The 19,527-nt window shown below is 72.8% G+C and carries 17 protein-coding genes; 11 read left to right on the top strand and 6 right to left on the bottom strand.

Annotated elements, in window-relative coordinates:
- Positions 1 to 14: 14 nt before the first annotated feature.
- Entirely contained in the window at positions 15 to 533 is a 519-nt protein-coding gene (locus AB0J36_RS15830; protein ID WP_357123363.1) for a LytR C-terminal domain-containing protein, read from the bottom strand.
- Positions 534 to 967: 434 nt separating this feature from the next.
- On the opposite strand from AB0J36_RS15830, the gene AB0J36_RS15825 reads away from it, so the two are divergent.
- Together AB0J36_RS15825 and AB0J36_RS15820 are read left to right on the top strand one after the other, a co-directional pair.
- Positions 968 to 1,264 carry a DUF4193 domain-containing protein gene (locus AB0J36_RS15825; protein ID WP_007075406.1) on the top strand — a complete coding sequence of 99 codons (297 nt, stop codon included), beginning with the start codon at positions 968 to 970 and terminating at the stop codon, positions 1,262 to 1,264.
- A 120-nt stretch (positions 1,265 to 1,384) separates the two neighbouring features.
- A complete protein-coding gene (locus tag AB0J36_RS15820) occupies positions 1,385 to 2,182 on the top strand; it encodes a hypothetical protein (protein WP_355053279.1) in 798 nt (265 codons plus the stop codon).
- 18 nt (positions 2,183 to 2,200) lie between these two features.
- Here the strand turns inward: AB0J36_RS15820 and AB0J36_RS15815 are convergent, their stop codons facing one another.
- The gene (locus tag AB0J36_RS15815) at positions 2,201 to 2,758 is read right to left on the bottom strand and encodes a DUF3093 domain-containing protein (protein WP_357393590.1); all 558 of its coding nucleotides are present in this window, start codon (positions 2,756 to 2,758) and stop codon (positions 2,201 to 2,203) included.
- A gap of 91 nt (positions 2,759 to 2,849) precedes the next feature.
- Between AB0J36_RS15815 and dut the strand changes: the two genes are divergently transcribed.
- The 4 genes from dut to AB0J36_RS15795 all read left to right on the top strand — a co-directional run bounded on the left by dut (position 2,850) and on the right by AB0J36_RS15795 (position 5,229).
- Entirely contained in the window at positions 2,850 to 3,347 is a 498-nt protein-coding gene (gene dut, locus AB0J36_RS15810; RefSeq protein ID WP_357122724.1) for a dUTP diphosphatase, read from the top strand.
- 25 nt (positions 3,348 to 3,372) lie between these two features.
- On the top strand, positions 3,373 to 4,023 hold the full coding sequence (locus AB0J36_RS15805; protein WP_357122727.1) for a DUF3710 domain-containing protein: 651 nt from the start codon (positions 3,373 to 3,375) through the stop codon (positions 4,021 to 4,023).
- 116 nt (positions 4,024 to 4,139) lie between these two features.
- Positions 4,140 to 4,520 (top strand): OB-fold nucleic acid binding domain-containing protein, encoded by a 381-nt coding sequence (locus tag AB0J36_RS15800; protein WP_357122730.1) that lies wholly within the window; start codon positions 4,140 to 4,142, stop codon positions 4,518 to 4,520.
- A gap of 25 nt (positions 4,521 to 4,545) precedes the next feature.
- Positions 4,546 to 5,229: a DUF3159 domain-containing protein gene (locus AB0J36_RS15795; protein ID WP_357122733.1), complete on the top strand. Its 684-nt coding sequence runs from the start codon at positions 4,546 to 4,548 to the stop codon at positions 5,227 to 5,229.
- A gap of 29 nt (positions 5,230 to 5,258) precedes the next feature.
- On the opposite strand, the gene AB0J36_RS15790 is transcribed toward AB0J36_RS15795, so the two are convergent.
- Positions 5,259 to 5,948: a TrkA family potassium uptake protein gene (locus tag AB0J36_RS15790; RefSeq protein ID WP_355053285.1), complete on the bottom strand. Its 690-nt coding sequence runs from the start codon at positions 5,946 to 5,948 to the stop codon at positions 5,259 to 5,261.
- A gap of 3 nt (positions 5,949 to 5,951) precedes the next feature.
- Positions 5,952 to 6,617: a TrkA family potassium uptake protein gene (locus tag AB0J36_RS15785; RefSeq protein ID WP_357122736.1), complete on the bottom strand. Its 666-nt coding sequence runs from the start codon at positions 6,615 to 6,617 to the stop codon at positions 5,952 to 5,954.
- Between the two features lie 163 nt (positions 6,618 to 6,780).
- On the opposite strand from AB0J36_RS15785, the gene AB0J36_RS15780 reads away from it, so the two are divergent.
- The 3 genes from AB0J36_RS15780 (at position 6,781) to dxs (ending at position 12,178) form a co-directional block, all read left to right on the top strand.
- Complete coding sequence (locus tag AB0J36_RS15780) at positions 6,781 to 8,850, top strand: APC family permease (protein ID WP_357122739.1); 2,070 nt, start codon at positions 6,781 to 6,783, stop codon at positions 8,848 to 8,850.
- 106 nt (positions 8,851 to 8,956) lie between these two features.
- Entirely contained in the window at positions 8,957 to 10,147 is a 1,191-nt protein-coding gene (locus AB0J36_RS15775; RefSeq protein WP_363660805.1) for a TRAM domain-containing protein, read from the top strand.
- 81 nt (positions 10,148 to 10,228) lie between these two features.
- Positions 10,229 to 12,178, top strand: a complete 1,950-nt coding sequence (dxs, locus tag AB0J36_RS15770) for a 1-deoxy-D-xylulose-5-phosphate synthase (protein WP_357122743.1) — start codon at positions 10,229 to 10,231, stop codon at positions 12,176 to 12,178.
- A gap of 240 nt (positions 12,179 to 12,418) precedes the next feature.
- Here the strand turns inward: dxs and AB0J36_RS15765 are convergent, their stop codons facing one another.
- Positions 12,419 to 13,588 carry a hypothetical protein gene (locus AB0J36_RS15765; protein WP_357171578.1) on the bottom strand — a complete coding sequence of 390 codons (1,170 nt, stop codon included), beginning with the start codon at positions 13,586 to 13,588 and terminating at the stop codon, positions 12,419 to 12,421.
- A 555-nt stretch (positions 13,589 to 14,143) separates the two neighbouring features.
- Here AB0J36_RS15765 and AB0J36_RS15760 point away from each other — a divergent pair.
- Positions 14,144 to 15,859 carry a hypothetical protein gene (locus tag AB0J36_RS15760; RefSeq protein WP_363660804.1) on the top strand — a complete coding sequence of 572 codons (1,716 nt, stop codon included), beginning with the start codon at positions 14,144 to 14,146 and terminating at the stop codon, positions 15,857 to 15,859.
- Positions 15,859 to 17,649, top strand: coding sequence for a hypothetical protein (locus tag AB0J36_RS15755; protein ID WP_363660799.1), 1,791 nt, complete (start codon positions 15,859 to 15,861; stop codon positions 17,647 to 17,649). Before AB0J36_RS15760 ends, AB0J36_RS15755 begins: the two co-directional genes overlap by 1 nt.
- On the opposite strand, the gene AB0J36_RS15750 is transcribed toward AB0J36_RS15755, so the two are convergent.
- Positions 17,650 to 19,500 carry a hypothetical protein gene (locus AB0J36_RS15750; protein ID WP_363660803.1) on the bottom strand — a complete coding sequence of 617 codons (1,851 nt, stop codon included), beginning with the start codon at positions 19,498 to 19,500 and terminating at the stop codon, positions 17,650 to 17,652.
- Between the last annotated feature and the right edge of the window lie 27 nt (positions 19,501 to 19,527).

Here is a 19,527-nt window from a genome sequence, read left to right as displayed (position 1 = left end):
TGCCGGTCAGGCCGTCACTTCTTGGGGCCGGGGGACGGGCAGGAACCCGGCGGCGCGACCGGCGGGCCCAGGTCGCCGAGGGACTGGTTGACCTCGGTGGTGGTGGCGAGCTGCTGGAAGCCGTTGCCCAGCACCACGTCCACGGTGTCGTCGGTGCGCTTGGGGTCGTAGACCGGATCGGCGTTGTCCAGGAAGTACGCCTTCAGCAGGTGGGCGGAGCTGACACCCTTGGGGCCGAACTTCAGCACGGCCACGTCGTCGATGCCCTTGGGCGCGTTGCCGACCTTCTTGACCTGGAACTTGCGGTTCCGGAAGTCGTCGGCGACGGCGCTCGCCCGGCCCGGCTCGTCGGTCGCGTTCAGGACGTTGATCTTGACGTCCTTGGTCTCGTGCAGGGTGACGTCGGCCAGCGGCCAGCCGTCCGGGCAGCTGCCCGCCGCGCCGGCCTTGCCCTGGCTGTCCCGGACGATCGCGGTGATCACGAACGCCAGCGCCAGGACCCCCAGCAGGCCGACGACGACGAGTGCTCGCACTCGCGCAAAACTCATCTGGGCGCTCCCCGGAGCTGAGGTGGGTGGTGGCGGCCGCCAACGATCGCGCTGACCGCCGGCCGTCGAATACGCCGCTGAGGTTAACGGTTGTCCGGCCGTCGCGTGGAAACAGTCCGACATGCCGGCGCGCCGACCGTGAACCGGGTACTACTACCCCTATCTTCGTGTCGCCTGAATCACATTGGGAACAACTTCGCGTGCGGGGGCGTACATCTCAGCCGCAAGGGCGGTATACATGCCTCGCCCAAGGGGGGGTAAGGTTCCGCGCTCGCAGGGGAGTGGCCCCAGCGGTCCCGACCCGTACGGTCCGCGGGTCGGGTGCCCGACACAAGTGGTTGCCGGCCAGCGGAACCGAAACAGCGTCGTCCGGCGTTACAACCGGAAGCGACAACATCGATATGGGAGAGTGACATCCGATGGCCACCGACTACGACGCCCCGCGTCGCGACGAGGTCGACCTCGGCGAGGACAGCCTGGAAGAGCTCAAGGCCCGGCGCGTCGACTCACAGTCGGGCGCGGTGGACGTCGACGAGGCCGAGGTCGCCGAGAGCTTCGAGCTGCCCGGTGCCGACCTGGCCGACGAGGAGCTCACTGTCAAGGTGCTACCGATGCAGCAGGACGAGTTCCGTTGTGCCCGCTGCTTCCTGGTCCACCATCGCAGCCAGCTGGCGGTCGAGCGCAACGGCGAGCTGATCTGCCGAGAGTGCGTCTGACACGCACGACACCGGCGGCGGCCTCCTGATCGGGGCCGCCGCTACCGGTGTAGGCGTGCGACGCCGGTGGGTACCTGCTTGACTCGTAGCGGGTAGCCACAGCACCGGGAGGTTCCACCCATGAGCGATCGAGGCGACACCACCGACGGCGGCGCGGACGACCTCGGCGCCACCGTCGCGGCGTTGACCGAGGACGACATCGCGCCGGCCCGGCGACGCCAACTACTCACCCGGATGGTGTCCCAGGCCCGCAGCCGGGGCATCTCCGACCTGTTCAAGCCCCGTGCCGCGGTGCGCTGGATGGTCGACACGGTGGCCGAGATAGCCCCGCACGTGCCGGTCCGGGACCTGGCCACCCTGCGTCGGCACTTCCCCGGCCTGGACGACGCCGCCCTGGCCGAGCGACTGATCCGTAACGCCTCCCGCACCACGGCGGGGATCGGCGCGGCCGGCGGGGGAGTCGCCGCCGTCGAGTGGACGGTGGCGCCCACGCTGCTCTCCGCGCCTGTGCTGCTCGCCGCCGAGACCGTCGCCGTCGTGGCGGTGGAGCTGAAACTGATCGGTGAGCTGCACGAGATCCACGGCGTGTCGTTGCCCGACGCCGGCAGTCAGCGGGCGGTGGCCCTGGTGCACTCCTGGGCCACTCAGCGCGGGGTCAACCCGATGGTGCCCGGCGTGGGGGTCGGCGCGGTGCTCGGCACCGCCGCCCGCAAGGAGATGCGGGACATGCTGCTGCGGCGCTTCGGCCGCAACCTCACCACCCTCGGGCCGTTCCTCACGGGCGCGGCGGTGGCCAGCTTCCTGAACCGCCGGGCCACCCGCCAGATGGCCGACCAGCTCCAGGCGGACCTGCGTCGTCGCGGCATCGCCCGGCCGGCGCCACCGCCGGCCCTGCCCGGCCCGCCCACGGGCACCTGAGCGGGCCCTGGGCGCCGTTCAGCCCGGCTCGCCGGCCGTGGTGTCGGCGGGCCTGGTGTCGGCGGGCCTGGTGTCGGCGGGCCTGGCGGCGTCCCGCGCGGCCAGCAGCGCCTCGGCCAACTCGACCGGACGCCGGCTGCTCACCACCCAGAACGGGGTCGGGTCGGCCGGGTCGTCGAGCACCACCTGCACCGCGCCGCTGATCCACGGCCGCTGCACCACGAAGGCGAGCGGGTCCGCGCCCACGCCCAGCACCTCACGACGCCCGGAGGCGTCCAACGGGACCACGTCGGCCACGAAGCGCGCCGGCAGCCGGGCGTCATCCACCCGCAGCTCACCGTCGACGACCGCCACCCCGATCCGGCCCAGCCACCACAGCCCGACGGCGGTGACCGGCAGCAGCACGGCGAAGGGCACCCAGGCGCGGGCGCCGGAACCACCCATCCAGATTTCGACCGCCAGCAGTCCGGCGGCCACCAGGCTGATCAGCCACAGCCACCAGGGCAGGTCCAGCCGTTCGGCGTACGCCGGGCGGGCCGGAACCCCTGGCCGATCGGCGGACGGGGAGGGCGACATGCTCACTCCTGCGAGGGTACGGCGCACGACGGGCCGGCCAACCGGCAGGATGGCAGGGTCACCGGAGACAACCGGACCGAAGAGGGGACCCGTGACCGACGTCGTACCCGTGCCCGTACGGCTGCTCGATGCCGAGCTGCCGATGCCCACGTACGCCCATCCCGGCGATGCCGGGGCCGACCTGGTGGCCGCCGCGGACGTGGAGCTGCCGCCCGGCGGCCGCGCCCTGGTGCCCACCGGCGTGGCCGTCGCCCTGCCGGACGGCTACGTGGGCCTGGTCCATCCCCGGTCCGGCCTGGCGGCCAGGCTCGGCGTGACGGTGCTCAACGCGCCCGGTACGGTCGACGCCGGCTATCGGGGTGAGATCATGGTCAACCTGATCAACCATGATCGGGACACGCCCGCGAAGATCTCTCGCGGGGACCGGATCGCCCAGCTCGTGATCCAGCGCGTGGCACGGGCGCGGTTCGAGCCGGTGGCCGAGCTGCCCGGGTCCACGCGTGGTACCGGCGGGCACGGTTCGACCGGTGGGCACGCTCAGCTGGTGCCGTCGCCGGCCGGCGGGCAGACGGAAGAAGTGGCAGGGTGATCGTGAACAGCGGAGGGTGGGCGCAGTGATCTTCTCCCGAAAGCGGGCCGATGCCGGGCGGCACACCCGCGACGAGCGGGGCACCGAGGTCCTCGACGAGGGCGGCGCGGCGGCGGCGCTGGTGCGCGGGCCGTACGACATCTCCGAGGTTGACGACGAGGTGCAGCGGCTCGACCTGGGCAGCCTGCACATTCCGGCGGTCGCCGAGGTGGAGGTGCGGGTGCAGGCCGACCCGCAGGGCGTGATCCAGCAGGTCGTGCTGGTGCACGGGGACAACGCGTTGCAGCTCGGCGTCTTCGCGGCCCCCCGGTCCGAGGGGATCTGGGACGAGGTGCGCGAGGAGATCCGGCAGTCGCTGCTGCGGGACGGCGCCTCCGCGCAGGAGGTCGACGGCGAGTACGGCACGGAGTTGCACGCCCAGGTACGGACCCCGGACGGCCCGACCAACCTGCGGTTCGTCGGCGTCGACGGGCCGCGCTGGATGGTCCGTGGCGTCTTCCAGGGGCCGGCGGCCACCGATTCGGCCAGCTCGGGCCCGCTCGCCGAGTGCCTGGAAGGCCTGGTGGTCGACCGTGGCCAGGAGGCGAAGCCGGTCCGTGAGCCGTTGCCGCTGCGACTGCCCCGCGAGATGGCCGACCAGGCCGAGGACGCGTCCAGCGAGCCCCGCCAGGTCTGAACGACCGCGTCCCGGCCCGCCGGAACCGACCCCGTCGGCGTACGCTGGCGGGACGGTTCCGGCGTCGCCGGAGCCGGGCTGGTCCCGGCGAGCGTGGAGAGGGTGACGCGGAGGTCATGACGACCGACGAGAGCAAGGTGTCGCTGCGGCGCATCCTGCAACGGTTCACCGCCAGCGAGGCCGAGATCGACGCGCAGGAGCTGCGGCAGGAGAGCGCCGAGTGCGGTGGCGTCCTGGCCCAGCAGTGCTCCCGGGGCCAACTGGTCTCGGTCGCCGGTCGGCTGCGCACCGTGGTCTACACGCCGCGCACCAACCTGCCCACCCTGGAGGCCGACCTGTACGACGGCAGCGACGTCGTCACCCTGGTCTGGCTGGGCCGGCGGCACATCTCCGGGATCGAGCCGGGGCGGCACCTGACCGCTCGTGGCCGGGTGGCGATGCGCGACGACCGCAAGGTCATCTACAACCCGTACTACGAGCTGGACTCGCCGAAGTGACGGCGCCGGGGACGGAAGGCCGGTCATGACGACGGGACAGGACCGGGCGGCACAGCCGGAGACTCCTGCCGAGGACGACGAGGCGCTGCCGACGATCGCCGAGCAGATGGCCGACCAGCTCGGCGGCTGGCGTGGGCTGGTCGAGTCGAGCATCCCGGTGGTCGTCTTCGTGGTCGCCAACATCATCGGTGACCTGCGGCCCGCCGTGATCGCCTCGGTGGCCGTCGCGCTGCTGATCGCCGGGTTGCGGCTGGCCCAGCGCCGGCCGATCCGACATGCGGTCAACGGTCTGTTCGGCGTCGGCATCGGCGCCGCCATCGCGTGGCGTACCGGCGATGAGCGCGACTTCTACCTGCCCGGCATCCTGTACGGCATCGGCTACGGCATCGCCCTGCTGATCTCGGCGGCCGTCCGACAGCCCCTCGTCGGTTGGATCTGGTCGGTGCTGGTCGCCAAGGGCCGTTCCGAGTGGCGGACCGACCCGAAGTTGGTGCGCATCTTCACCCGGCTGACCGTGCTCTGGGGCGTGGTGTGGCTCGCCAAGGTGGGCGTGCAGGCCGGGCTCTACCTGGCCCACCAGGACACCGCGCTGGGCGTGGCCCGGTTGGCGCTGGGCTATCCGCCGTACGCGCTGTTGCTGCTCATCACCGTCTGGACGGTGCGCCGGGTCACCCGGGAGCCGCAGCCCACCCCGCTGCCCGGCGCCTGAGCAGGGCCGGCGCCGGGGCCGGGGCCGGCTCAGCGTGAGCCGCGGGTCCGCTCGACGCTGTCCGGGCCGAGGATGACCGCGCGCACGTCGTCCTCCACCTCGGCCGTACAAACGAAGATCAACTCGTCGCCGGCCTCGATGGGGTCGTCCGGGCTGGGCACCAGGACACGCTTGCCGCGCAGGATCGCCACCAGGGCGGAGTCGCGGGGCAGCGGCACCGCGTGCAGGGGCTGACCGACGTACGGGGCGGTCGGCGGCAGGGTGATCTCGACCAGGTTGGCCTCGCCCTGCCGGAACGTCATGAGCCGGACCAGGTCGCCGACGGTGACCGCCTCCTCGACCAGGGCGGCCATCACCCGGGGCTTGCTCACCGCGACGTCGACGCCCCACTGCTCGGTGAAGAGCCACTCGTTCTCCGCCCGGTTGACCCGGGCGACCACGCGGGGCACCGCGAACTCGGTCTTGGCCAGCAGCGACAGCACCAGGTTGGTCTTGTCGTCGCCGGTGGCGGCGACCACCACGTCACAGCCGGCGACGTTCGCCTCCTCCAGGCTGGCCACCTCGCACGCGTCGGCGAGCACCCACTCGGCGGCGGGCACCCGGTCCGGTCGGAGCATCTTCGGTTGACGCTCGATCAGCATCACCTGGTGGCCGTTCTCGATCAGCTCCTGGGCGATCGAACGGCCCACGTTGCCGGCGCCGGCGATGGCGATCCGCATGGCTCAGTGCCCTCCTTCCGGCGGCGTCGCCGCCACCGCCGTGACCGCGGCCACGATGTCGTCGCTGACCAGCATGAACACCTGGTCACCCTCCTGCACGAGGGTGGACGCGGTGGGCAGCGTTCCGATGCCGAAGCGGATCAGGTAGGCGACCCGCGCACCCGAGGACTGCTCCAGCACGTGCACCGGGTGACCGATCCACTCCCGGTGCACCGGGACCTCGACGATCGACACGGTGCTGGTCGGGTCGCGGAAGATCTCCACGTTGCCCTCGGGCACCAGGTGCCGCAGCATCCGGTCGGCCGTCCAGCGCACCGTCGCCACGGTGGGGATGCCGAGGCGCTCGTACACCTGCGCCCGGCGCTGGTCGTAGATCCGGGCCGCGACCCGGGACACGCCGAAGGTCTCGCGGGCCAGGCGGGCCGAGATGATGTTGGAGTTGTCGCCGCTGGAGACCGCCGCGAAGGCGTCCGCCCGCTCGATGCCGGCCTGGCGCAGCACCTCACCGTCGAAGCCCGCCCCGGTCACCGTGATGCCGGCGAAGTCGGGGCCGAGCCGGCGGAAGGCGTCGGCGTCCTGATCGATCACCGCCACCGAGTGTCCCCGGGACTCCAGGCTGTGGGCGAGGGTCGACCCGACCCGCCCACATCCCATGATCACGACGTGCACGCTGTCCCTCCCAAGGTGCGTACCGTTCCCGCTACCGGTGGCCTTCGAGTGCGAGCCTGCCACGTCCCGGTCGAGAGCGGGGACCGACCGTACCCCGCCGCCGTGCACGGCGATGATCGCCCACCCCCGCGTTCGCACCGTGGTGGTCGTACTCTTGGCGTTCGTGGCCAGTCCCACCTCGCTGCTGAAGCGGCTGCTCCTCGGTCGACCGTTCCGGTCCGACCGCCTGCAGCACACCCTCCTGCCGAAGCGCATCGCGCTGCCCGTGTTCGCCTCCGACGCGCTGTCCAGCGTCGCGTACGCGCCTGACGAGATCCTGCTGACCCTGTCGATCGCCGGGGCGTCGGCGTTCGTGTTCTCCCCGTGGATCGCCTTCGCGGTCGTCGTGGTGATGCTCACGGTGGTGGCCAGCTACCGGCAGAACGTGCACGCCTACCCCTCCGGCGGCGGCGACTACGAGGTGGCCACGGTCAACCTCGGCCCCAAGTTCGGCATCGGCGTGGCCAGCGCCCTGCTGGTCGACTACGTGCTCACGGTGGCCGTGTCCGTCTCCTCGGGGGTGGCCAACCTCGGCTCGGTGGTCCCGTTCGTGGCCACCCACAAGGTCATGATCGCGGTCCTCGCGGTGATCCTGCTGACCGCCGTCAACCTGCGCGGGCTGCGCGAGTCGGGTACCGCCTTCGCCATCCCCACCTACGGCTTCGTGATCGTGATGGGCGGAATGCTGCTCACCGGGCTGTTCCGCGTCTTCGTCCTGGGCGACGACCTCCGCGCGCCCAGCGCCGACCTGGTCATCCAGGCCGAGCACAGCGTGACCGGCTTCGCGCTGATCTTCCTGCTGCTGCGGACGTTCAGCTCGGGCGCGGCCGCGCTCACCGGCGTCGAGGCGATCTCCAACGGCGTCCCCGCGTTCAAGGCGCCGAAGAGCCGCAACGCCGCCACCACACTGCTGCTGCTGGGCGCGATCGCGGTGAGCCTGCTCGTCGGGATCATCTGGCTGGCCCGGCTGACCCACCTGCAGTTCGTCGAGGACCCCGCCCTGCAGATCGTCTCGGGCCCCGAGGGGTACGTGCAGAAGACGGTCACCACCCAGCTCGGCGAGACGGTCTTCGGCGCCGGCTCGATCCTGCTCTACGTGGTGGCCGGGATGACCGCGCTCATCCTCTTCCTGGCCGCGAACACCGCGTTCAACGGCTTTCCGGTGCTCGGCTCGATCCTCGCCCAGGACCGCTACCTGCCCCGCCAGTTCCACACCCGGGGCGACCGGCTGGCCTTCTCCAACGGCATCACGTTCCTCGCCCTCTTCGCGATCGTCCTGATCGTCGGCTTCCAGGCCGAGGTGACCCGGCTCATCCAGCTCTACATCGTCGGGGTGTTCGTCTCGTTCACCGTCTCCCAGGCCGGCATGATCCGGCACTGGAACCGGCGGCTGCGCACCGAGCGGGACCCGGAGGCCCGCAAGCGGATGCACCGCTCCCGGGCCATCAACACGTTCGGTATGGGCCTGACCGGCACGGTGCTGGTGATCGTCCTGATCACCAAGTTCCTGCTCGGCGCGTGGATCGCGATCGCCGCGATGGCGGTGATCTACGCGCTGATGCTGGCCATCCGCCGGCACTACGACCGGGTCGCCGCCGAACTGACCCCGCCGGACGAGAGCCGGGGCGTGCTGCCCGCCCGCAACCACGCGATCGTGCTGGTCAGCAAGCTGCACCAGCCGACGTTGCGGGCCATCGCGTACGCCCGGGCCACCCGCCCGGACACGTTGACCGCGGTGACCGTCAACGTGGACGAGAAGGACACCCGCGACCTGCAGGCCGACTGGGAACGGCGGGAGATGGCGATCCCGCTCACCGTCGTCGACTCGCCGTACCGGGAGATCACCCGGCCGATCCTGGACTTCGTCGCCTCCACCCGCCGTACGTCGCCGCGCGACGTGGTCACCGTCTTCATCCCCGAGTACGTGGTGGGGCGCTGGTGGGAGAACCTGCTGCACAACCAGAGCGCGCTGCGCCTCAAGGGCCGGCTGCTCTTCGAACCGGGGGTCATGGTGGTCAGCGTGCCGTGGCAGCTCGCCTCGACCGCCAGCAAGAACCTGGACCGGCTCGACGCCACGCTCTCCAACACGCCGGCGCGTGGACCCCGGGGCACCGTGCCGGCGGCGGTGGCCGCGCCGCCGCCCGGCGAGGCCACCCCGGCGGGCGGCGAGACGCTGGGAGAGAGCCGTGACTGAGCGCACGACCGCGGGTACGGCTGCGGCCACGGCCCCGGCCTCGGCATCGGCATCGGCCTCGGTTTCGACGGCCGAGCGGGGCCTCGGCGAGGCGGAGCGGGTCGAACTGACCGTCGACGCGGTGGCCCCCGGCGGGCACTGTGTCGCCCGGGTGGACGGGCAGGTGGTGTTCGTCCGCCACGCGCTGCCCGGGGAACGGGTGATCGCCGAGGTCACCGAGGTGCACCGGGGGTTCGTCCGGGCCGACGCCGTGACCGTGCTGGACCCCTCGCCGGACCGGGTGCAGCCGCCCTGCCCGTACGCGAAGCCGGGCGCCTGCGGCGGGTGCGACCTGCAACACGTCGCCCCGGCCGCGCAGTTGGCCTGGAAGACCGCCGTGGTGCGGGAGCAGTTGGCCCGTCTCGGCGGGCTCACCGACGTCGAGCTGGATCGGCTCGGCGTGCAGGTGGAGGCGCTCCCGGGCGGACCGCTCGGCTGGCGTACCCGGGTCCGCTACGCGGTCGACGCCGCCGACCGGGCGGGCCTGCTCAAACACCGCTCGCACGAGGTCGTGCCGATCGACCGTTGCCGCATCGCCCACCCGGCCATCCAGCAGCTTGCGGTGCTCAGTCCGGCCGGTGCGCGCTGGCCGGCAGCGGAGGCGGTGGAGACCGTCGTCAGCGGCGGCGGGGACGTGAGCGTCGCCGAGGTCCGCGACGGGGTCGTCACCCCGGTGAGCGGGCCCACCGAGGTCCGTGAGGTGGCCGCCGGGCGGGACTGGGCGCTGCCCGCGTCCGCGTTCTGGCAGGTGCACCCGGCGGCGGCCGACACGCTGAACACGGCCGTGCTGGAGCTTCTGGACCCCCGACCGGGCGAGGTCGCCTGGGACCTCTACGGGGGCGCCGGGCTGTTCGCCGCCGGGCTGGCCGCCCGCGTCGGCGCGTCCGGTCGGGTGACGTTGGTGGAGGCCTCCGCGCAGGGTGTCGCCGCCGCCCGGGAGAACCTGGCCGACCTGCCCCGCGTCGAGGTCGTGTCGGCGCGGGTGGAGACCGCGCTGGCCCGCCGACGGATCACCGGCCCGGTCGACGTGGTGGTGCTCGACCCGCCGCGCTCCGGCGCCGGCGCCCCGGTGGTGCGCGCCCTGGCCGCCGCCGGTCCACGGGCGGTCGCGTACGTGGCGTGTGATCCGGCCGCCTTCGCCCGGGACGTCCGCACCTTCGCCGAGCTGGGCTGGCGGCTGACGGCGCTGCGCGGCTTCGACCTGTTCCCGATGACCCAGCACGTCGAGTGCGTCGGACTGCTGCTGCCGCCAGCCTGACCAGGTGCTCAGCGGGCTGCTCCGCGGCAAGCGGCTCGGGCCAGGCTGCGGAGTACCGGGCGGCCGATAGACTCTCCGGTCATGAGCGTTGAAGAGGACACGGCCAACCACGGTCGGCTGCTGGAGACGGTCCGAGGTCCGCAGGACGTCAAGCGGATGTCCGGCGAGGAGCTGGATGTGCTCGCCGCCGAGATCCGGGACTTCCTGATCGCCAAGGTCTCCCGCACCGGCGGGCACGTCGGGCCCAACCTCGGCGTGGTCGAGCTGACGCTGGCCATGCACCGCGTCTTCGACTCCCCCCGGGACCGGCTCCTGTTCGACACGGGCCACCAGGCGTACGTGCACAAGATCCTCACCGGGCGGCAGGCCGGCTTCGACAAGCTCCGCCAGCGCGGTGGCCTCTCCGGCTACCCCAGCCAGGCCGAGAGCGAGCACGACCTCATCGAGAACTCGCACGCCTCCACCGCGCTCTCCTACGCCGACGGGCTGGCCAAGGCGTACGCCCTGCGCGGTGAGCAGCGCAGCGTCGTGGCCGTGGTCGGCGACGGCGCGCTCACCGGCGGCATGTGCTGGGAGGCGCTGAACAACATCGCCACCGCCGGCAACTCGCTGGTCATCGTGGTCAACGACAACGGCCGGTCCTACTCGCCCACCATCGGCGGGCTGGCCGACCACCTCTCCTCGCTGCGACTCAACCCGGGCTACGAGAAGGTCCTCGACACGGTCAAGGACGCCCTCGGCTCCACCCCGTTGGTCGGCAAGCCGATGTACGAGGTGCTGCACGCGGTCAAGAAGGGCATCAAGGACGCGGTCGCCCCGCAGGCCATGTTCGAGGACCTGGGCATCAAGTACGTCGGCCCGGTGGACGGGCACGACGTAGCGGCCGTCGAGTCGGCCCTGCGCGCGGCGAAGAACTTCGGCGGCCCGGTGATCGTGCACGCCGTGACCCGCAAGGGGTACGGCTACCGTCCGGCCGAGGAGGACGAGGCGGACTGCCTGCACGGCCCGAGCAGCGCCTTCGACGTGGAGACCGGCACGCTGCTGGCCGCACCCTCGGTGAAGTGGACCCACGTCTTCGCCGACGAGCTGCTGGCCATCGCCGACGATCGGCCCGACGTGGTGGGCATCACCGCCGCCATGGCCGAGCCGACCGGCATCGCCAAGCTGGCCCGCAAGTACCCCGAGCGGGTGTACGACGTGGGCATCGCCGAGCAGCACGCCGCCACCTCGGCGGCCGGCCTGGCGCTCGGTGGCCTGCACCCGGTGGTCGCCGTCTACGCCACGTTCCTCAACCGTGCCTTCGACCAGGTCCTGCTGGACGTGGCGATGCACAAGCTGCCGGTGACCTTCGTGCTGGACCGGGCGGGCATCACCGGCCCGGACGGCCCCAGCCACTACGGCATCTGGGACATGTCGGTCTTCGGGGTGGTGCCCGGTCTGCGGATCGCCGCTCCCCGTGACGCCGTCACCCTCCGCGAGGAGCTGCGCGAGGCGGTCGCCACCGACGACGGCCCGACGGTCCTGCGCTTCCCGACCGGCGCGGTCGCCGCGGACCTTCCGGCGCTGCGCCGGGTCGGCACCGTCGACGTGCTGGCCGAGTCGGCGCGTACCGACGTGCTTCTCGTCGCCGTCGGTTCCTTCGGCCAGATGGGCATGGAGGTCGCCGCCCGGGTCGCCGAGCACGGCTACGGCGTCACCGTGGTCGACCCCCGCTGGGTGCGTCCGGTCCCGGCCGAGCTGGTCGACATGGCCGCCCGCCACCGCCTGGTGGTCACCGTCGAGGACGGCGTCCGCGTCGGCGGTGTCGGCGACGCTATCGGCCAGGCGATGCGCGACGCCGACGTCCGGGTGCCGCTCAAGGACCTGGGCGTACCGGCCGACTGGCACCCGCACGGCACCCGCGCGCAGATCCTCGCCGACCTCGGCCTGACCGCGCAGGACGTGGCCCGTGACGTCACCGGCTGGATCTCCCGCCTGGACGCCACCCCGGACCACCTGACCCCCACCAGCAACACGGCCGCCCAGAACTAGCCCCGGCTCCACCGACGGCGGGTGCCCCCAGGGGCTGCCCGCCGTCGTGCGTCCGCGCCACCCCGGCCGCGTCCCCGCGCGACCTCCCACCCTCCCGCCCTCCCGCCACCCTCTCGCCGCGCGCCGATCTTGCACTTTCGGTTGTCGAAGCGCACCCTTTTGCGCCTTGTGTCGCAGCAGAAAGTGCAAGATCGCCGGGGCGGGCCGGGGCGGGCCGGGCGGGGTGGGGCGGGGTGGGGGTTAGCGGTGGGGGCTTACTGAGCGGTAGTGGGTTTTGTCGGTGTTGGCGAGGCTGTAGGTCTGAGTGTGGGACGGCTCCGGCACGACCACCAGGCCGGGGCGTTCCACCAGCAGCGGGGTGCCCGGCGGCACGGAGAGCGAGCTGTCCCGGGTAGCCCGCCAGCTGAGCACCAGCAGCGGTTGGTTGGGGATCGGAAGCTGGTACGTCTGCAACGGGGTGGCCCGGTCGGCCGGCGACACCACCGGGGCGCTCCCGTCCGCCGGCCGGTAGACGACGGCGGTCATCGTGCCGGCGTCGGTGTCCCAGCTGAGCTGCTGCAACTCGGCCGGCTCGCCGCCGCCGAGCGCCACCTCGCCGAGCGACCGGACCGAGAGCTTCGCCATCGGCCAGGACGTCGGTACGGACTTCGGCGCGTCCCGGTCGCCGATCCGGCGCGGAATGCTGCCGAAGGGGCCCCGCTCGCCGGCCAGCACACAGGTGTCCAGGCCGGTGAGCGCGCGGCGGCCGGCGCCGGACTCGTCCCGTACCAGCGGATAACGCGGGTCGGTCGTGCCGGTGCCCAGATCGAGCAGCCGGTCGGCGGCCCGCCCCCGGGGCAGTGACTCGGTGGCGCGCAGGGTCGCCGTCACGCCGACCGCCGTGCAGGCCGGCACGTCGACCGGCGCGCTGAGGCCGTCGGTGACGGCCAACGCCCGACCCTGCGGCCCGAGCAACTGCTGCACTCGGGCCGAGACCAGGTAGCGCCGACCGCCGGGCGTCTGGACCGGCAGCACGTCGGAGTAGACCAGGTAGCCGGGGTCGGTGTACTCGGTGGCGCGGCTGATCGCGTACCGGCCGCCGTCACCGGTGAGTTGCAGCAGCCAGGACGCGCTCTCGCCCGGCACGTCGGCCGCGACCAGGGCAACCGGGGTCCCGTCGACGCGTCCGGAGAAGAGGATGCCGGACGATGGCAGGTGCGCCCGGTCGTCGTCCGGTGACCGCCAGTCGCGTACCGCCTCGGTGACCGCCGTCGTCGCTGCGGCGTCGCCGGACAGATCGCCCCGGGGCGGCCACACGGCCAGCGTGCCGTCGAGGCTGTCGTACCCCACCCGCAGGTCGCGAGGCGCGCGGTCCGCGACGGGACCGCACGCGGTGCTGACCAACAACGCCGTCAGCAGGGCGGCGAGCATCCTGCCGTGCCGGCGGCCCGGAGTCACCTGATCCGCCCCCGATCGCCTCGCCGTCGCTGTCGGAAAGCGCCATAGTACGAGATGTCCGATGCGACGCCGCCGCTGGCCGGTTCCTCGTCCGCCACAATGGACATCACCGGGGCTTTAGTGCCCTTTTCGCCACTCGGGTAGACTCCGCCGACTGTGACGCCTGCCGAGTCCCGCGCCCTCGCTTCCCGGGCCAGGTCCGTCGGGGCGCCCGGCGACTCCGCCGCCCTGACCGACCGGGTCGACACCGCCCCGGCCCCGGTGACCTCGACCGCGCCCGAAACAACCGCGCCGGCCCAGGCCGTGCCGCACGAGGTCGCGGTGGACCAGGCCGCGCTGGCCCAGGCCGCGCTGGCCCAGGCCGCGCTGGCCCAGGCCGCGCCGGCCCAGGTCGCGCTGGACCAGGTCGTGCCGCACGAGGTCGACCGGGACGAGACCGGGGCGGCGACCACCGCGCCGGACGGGACGGTCCCGGCGTCCGGGCCGAGGCGGAGCCGTTGGGCCCGCTGGACCCGACGGCGGCAACACCTGGCGGTCGGGGCGCTGTTCCTGCTCGCCGCCCTCTGGGTGACCAGCCGGCTCTGGCTGGACCCGGCCGGCCGGGTGGCGTCGCTCTACACCGGTGACCCGGCTCAGGTGCAGTTCTTCCTCGCCCACTCGGTACGGGTGGTGCTGCACGGTGAGTACCCGTTCTACACCGAGCAGTTCAACTACCCCGACGGCGTCAACCTGATGGCCAACACGGCGGTGCTGGCGCTGGGCATCCCGATGGTGCCGGTGACCCTGCTGTTCGGTCCGGCGGTGTCCTTCGTGGTGCTGGTGACGCTCGGCCTCGCCGGCACCGCCATGGCCTGGTATCTCGTGCTCCGCCGCCACCTCGTGCGTACGCCGCTCGCGGCGGCCGTCGGTGGCTGGTTCTGCGGCTTCTCCCCGGCGATGCTCTCGCACGCGAGTTGGCACCCGAACATCATCAGCCAGTTCCTGCTGCCGTTCATCGTCTGGCGGGTCCTGGTGTTGACCCGTTCGCGCCGGCCGGTCCGCGACGGCGCCCTGCTGGCTCTGCTCGTCACCGCGCAGGCGTTCATCAACGAGGAGATCCTGCTCTTCACGGCGCTGGCCTGCGGGATCTTCCTGATCGCTGTGGTGGTCCAGGAGCCGGACCGTTGGCGGGCGGCGTGGCGACCGCTGGCCGCCGGTCTCGCCGCCTGCGCGCTGCTGGCCGGGGCCCTGCTGGCGTACCCCCTGTACGTGCAGTTCGTCGGGCCGATGGCGTACCACGGGCTCAGCGACGCGGTGCAGGACTACGGCAACGACATCGCCGCCTTCTTCGCGCCCGGCTCGGCCACTCTCGGCGGCAACCAGCGGGCCAACGTCAATCTGGCGCCCAACTACTCGGAGGAGAACGCCTTCTTCGGCTGGAGCCTGTCGATGCTCGCCGTCGGCGTCGTGGTCTGGCTGCGTCGGGAGATGCTCGTCCGGGCGCTCGCCGCGACCGGCGCGTTCTTCGCCCTGCTCTCGCTCGGTGAGCAGATCTCCTGGTGGGACCGGGACCTGGTCACCGGGCCGTGGGAGCTGCTGGTGCACCTGCCCCTGCTGGACGCGGTGGTGCCCACCCGGTTCGGTCTGATCACCACGGTGGTCATCGGTCTGCTGCTCGCGATCGCCGTCGAGCGGGCCTGGGCGCTGCGGCCGGCCGACCGACGTACCGTCCGGACGCTCACCGCCGCCGGCCTGGCGTTTGCGCTGCTGCCGATCGCTCCGATGCCGCTGCGGATGGTCTCCCGGCCCCCGGTGCCGGAGTTCATCACCGCCGACCGGTGGCGGGCGTACGTCGGTCCGGACCAGACGCTCGTGCCGATCCCGGTGCCCAGCATGGGCAACACGCACGGCATGCGCTGGGCGGCGGCCACCAACCTCGACTTCAAGATCCCGGGTGGCTACTTCCTCGCCCCCCGCAACGGCAACACCGGTGACCCTGGCCGGTTCGGCGGACGACCCAGCGGAGTGGGCCAACTGCTGGAGGAGGTGGCGACCACCGGTCGTACCTCCAAACTGGACGACCGGCAGCGCCGGCGCTTCACGGACGAGCTGCGGCACTGGCGGGCGGCGATCCTCGTACTCCCGGTCCGTCAGCAGAACGCCGAGCCGTTGCGGCGTACCGTCGAAGAGCTGGTCGGCCCCGGTCGCCAGGAGTTGGACGTCTGGGTGTGGGATGTCCGGACGCTGACCGACCGCTCGGTCTGATGACCACGGGAACGGCGCCGTCGACGACGCCGGCCGATTCCCCGACCGCGCGCCCGCCACGAGCGGCGTGGCTGCCGGACGCGCTGGTGGTCGCGGGCTACCTGGCGCTGGCCGCGGTGCTGACCAGCCGGCAGTGGGGTCATCCTCAGCGGCTCTTCCACCAGGCCGGTGACCAGGTGCTCTTCGAGTGGATGCTGGCCCACGCGGCGCACGCCGTGGTCGCGGGGGAGAACCCGCTCTTCAGCGCCGCCCTGAACGCGCCGTACGGCGTCAACCTGATGGCGAACACGTCGGTGCTCGGCCTGGGCGTGCCGCTGGCCCCGGTCACGCTGCTGTTCGGCTCGCAGGTGGCGTTCTGTGTGGCGGTGGTCGGCTGCCTCGCCGGCACCGCCACGGCCTGGTACGCGCTGCTGCGCCGTCGGCTCGTCTCCGCCCGTTCCGCGGCGGCGCTCGGCGGGCTGGTCTGTGGATTCGCCCCCGGCATGGTCGCCCAGGCCGGCGCGCACCTGCACGTGGCCGCCCAGTTCCTGCTGCCGGCGATCCTCGCCCTGGTGTTCCGGGCGGGCACCGGCCGGTCGGCGGTGTGGCGGCCCGGTGTCGGCCTCGGGCTGCTGTTCGTCTGGCAGGTCTTCATCGGCGAGGAGGTGCTGGTCTTCCTGGCGCTCGCCGCCGGGGTGTTCGCGCTGGGCTACGCCCTGGCCGATCGGGCCGCGGCCCGTCGTCTCGCGCCGGCCCTCCTCGGCCGGCTCGCGGTGGCGGCGGTGGTCGGCGCGGTGCTGCTGGCGTACCCGCTGTGGTTCCAGTTCCACGGCCCGCAGCACTACACCGGGATGGCCTTCGCCGCGCACGGCTTCCAGCTCGACGCGGCGTCGTTCACCGCCTCGGCCCGGCAGACGGTGCTCGGGGACGACTGGCTGCCGGGTCTGCTCTCACCGAACCCGACGGAGGAGAACTCGTTCTTCGGACCCGGGCTGCTGGTCCTCGCCGTCGTGGTTGTGGTCTGGCTGTGGCGACGACCGCTGGTCCGCGCCCTGGCCGGCTGCGGTGTGGTCTTCGCCCTGCTGTCGCTCGGCACCGACCTGCGGGTGGACGGCAGCGCCACCGGGATCCCGGGCCCGTACCGGCTCGTCGCCGGGCTGCCGCTGCTCGACCTGGCGGTGCCGGCCCGGTTCGCGCTGGTCTGCGTGCCGGTGCTCGGCGTCCTGGTGGCGCTCTTCGTGGACCGCGTCGCCGGGGCCCGCCGGACGGCCGTGCCGGGCCTGCCGGTACGGCTGGTGTGGGCGTCGGCGGTGGCCGCCGCGTTGCTGCCGCTGACGCCGACACCGATCCGGGTTGTTCCGGTCCCGCCGGTACCGGCCTTCGTCGCCGAGGGCGGATGGCGGACGCTGGTGCCGCCCGGACGGACCGTGGTGGGCCTGCCTCCGGTCACCGGCGCCGCGCTGAGCCCGGTCATGCTCTGGTCGGCGCGCGCCGGGCTGTCGTTCGACGCCCCCGGCGGGTACTTCATCGGGCCGAGCGGGCCGGACGACCCGGCGGCCCGCTGGGGCGCCCCGGACCGGCCCACCGCCCTGCTGCTGCGCCGGGTCGCCGAGACCGGCCTGACACCGGTGCTGAGCGCGGCCGACCGCCGCCAGGCCGTCGAGGATCTGCGGCACTGGCGAGCGGCGGTCGTGGTACTCGGCCGGCTGCCCAACGGCGACGCCGTCCGGCGGACGGTCGACGACCTGATCGGCGCGGGCCGCCCGGTCGACGGCGGGTGGATGTGGGACGTGCGGCCCCTCGTCGGTTGATCAGCCCACCAGGGCGCGGACGTCCCAGACCCAGACGTCGTCGACCCGCTGCGGCGGCCCGAGCAGCGCGGTGATCAGCTCGCGCAGCACCGCCTCGCGCGGGTGGGCGCCGAGCACCACCACCGACGCCCGCCAGAACCGCAGGTCCTCGACGGCCTGCCGCCGGTTCTCGTCGGTGAGCGGGGGCAGGACTCCCGCGTCCATGGTGGAGTAGATGAGGCTGCTGGTCGGTCGGTTCGGCGCGCCGAAGACACCTTCGCCCAACTCGTTCGGGCCGATGAAGTAGCCGCCCGGAATGGGGAACTCCTGCTCGGTCAGGGCACTCCAGCGCAGCGTCGGCAGACCGTGCACGTTGCTCGGGATCGGCACCGGCACGAGGGTCCGGCCCGCCGGCACGTACGGTCGCCAGCCGCCCGCGGTGATGAAGTGCGGCGGCGGGTCGATCTGCTGCGCGGGCAGCGGCCGGGGGAACAGCGGCAGCAGGGCGACGGCGACCGCCGCGTACCCCAGGGGTCGCAGCCACCGTCGGCGCGGCGCGACCGGCGCGGCGGCCGGCTCCCCGGCGCGCGGGGCCGGCGCGAGGCCCGCGCGGGCCTGCCGGGCCGCCGCGTCGCAGAACAGCGCCAGCAGTACGCCCACCGAGGCGGCGACCACCAGCGCCAGCCGGGTCGGCATCATCATCTCGACCAGCGGCAGATCGTCCGACACGTACGACCACGGGCCGGGGATGTCGGTCTCCACCCCGTCGAAGCGCACCCACGGCCCGATCGAGGCCACGGTGAACACCACGACGAGCACCGCGACGACCCGGGCGGCGAGCGAGCGGCGTACCAGCAGCGCCAGGGCCACCAGCGAGAGCAGTACCAGCGGCCAGCCGAACCAGGTGTTCTGCTCGGTCAGCCCAATCGTCTTCTCGATCGCCGGGTCACCCGCCCAGGTGTCCCTGGCGAAGGAGACGAAGGCGACCAGATCCTCGCCCCAGTTGTGGAAGACGCCACCCTGCAGGCCCCGGTAGGACTGGGGGCCGTCGAACTGGAACCAGATCGGGTACGCCGTGAGCGTCAGGGCCAGCCCACCGGCCACCCCCATCCCGGCCAGGAACGTCCCGGCCATGGCGCGGGTGGCCCGGGGCCGCTGTACCGCGTACGCCAGCACGACGACGAGGCAGGCCAGCGCGGTGAGGAGCAGCATCTCCTCGTTGATGAAGATCTGGTACGCCACCAGCGCGCCGAGCGCCAGCCCGTTGCGCCGCCACCGGCCCGGCTCGCCGAGGCGCAGCACCCGCACCACGATCAGCGGGAGCAGGAAGTTGGAGACGAAGTTGGGTTGGCCGTTGGCGTGGTGGATGATGCCCGGCGCGAAACCGAGGAAGGCCCCGCCCACGAAGGCCGCCGCCCGCGAGCGCACCAGGTGCCGCGAGAGCATCCAGTACGCGGTGCCGGCGGTGGCGGCCAGGGCCCCGCCCAGGTAGAGGGCGTACATCACCTGCGGGCCGAGCAGCATGGTGAGCGGGGCCAGCGGCAGCGTCACCCCGAGCAGCGAGGTGTTGGCCATCATGTTCACCCCGTCCGGGGCGTTCTGCCGGGCCGTGAACAGCGGGTTCTCCAGGTGCCGCAGCGAGTACGCGCCGTGCGCGAACAGCCACTCGAACCAACTGTGGTCGGTGGGCAGGTGCGACGAGACCCGACCGGTCACGTCCCCCCAGTAGTTGAGGCAGACGAAGACGCCCAGCACCACATAGGCTCCGAGGGCCAACAGGTCGGCTCGGGCCGGGCGACGTCGAGGCCGCCGTGTCGGCTCGACCTCGGCCGACGTGGGGTCGGTCACGGAATTCAGCGAGGGGTCTACCACCGGCACAGCCACGACGCGCCATCGTAC

The organism is Micromonospora sp. NPDC049662 (genome assembly GCF_040675055.1).
In the GTDB taxonomy this organism is placed as follows: Bacteria; Actinomycetota; Actinomycetes; order Mycobacteriales; family Micromonosporaceae; genus Micromonospora.
Note: the sequence above shows the minus strand (reverse complement) of the source record. Positions and strands in the feature narration are given on the sequence as shown.

Coding starts and splice junctions, on each gene's coding strand:
- dxs (WP_357122743.1), top strand. CDS start 10,229: ATGAGCGTTGAAGAGGACACGGCCAACCACGGTCGGCTGCTGGAGACG.
- AB0J36_RS15815 (WP_357393590.1), bottom strand. CDS start 2,758: ATGTCGCCCTCCCCGTCCGCCGATCGGCCAGGGGTTCCGGCCCGCCCG.
- AB0J36_RS15765 (WP_357171578.1), bottom strand. CDS start 13,588: ATGCTCGCCGCCCTGCTGACGGCGTTGTTGGTCAGCACCGCGTGCGGT.
- AB0J36_RS15755 (WP_363660799.1), top strand. CDS start 15,859: ATGACCACGGGAACGGCGCCGTCGACGACGCCGGCCGATTCCCCGACC.
- AB0J36_RS15795 (WP_357122733.1), top strand. CDS start 4,546: ATGACGACGGGACAGGACCGGGCGGCACAGCCGGAGACTCCTGCCGAG.
- AB0J36_RS15800 (WP_357122730.1), top strand. CDS start 4,140: ATGACGACCGACGAGAGCAAGGTGTCGCTGCGGCGCATCCTGCAACGG.
- AB0J36_RS15820 (WP_355053279.1), top strand. CDS start 1,385: ATGAGCGATCGAGGCGACACCACCGACGGCGGCGCGGACGACCTCGGC.
- AB0J36_RS15790 (WP_355053285.1), bottom strand. CDS start 5,948: ATGCGGATCGCCATCGCCGGCGCCGGCAACGTGGGCCGTTCGATCGCC.
- AB0J36_RS15825 (WP_007075406.1), top strand. CDS start 968: ATGGCCACCGACTACGACGCCCCGCGTCGCGACGAGGTCGACCTCGGC.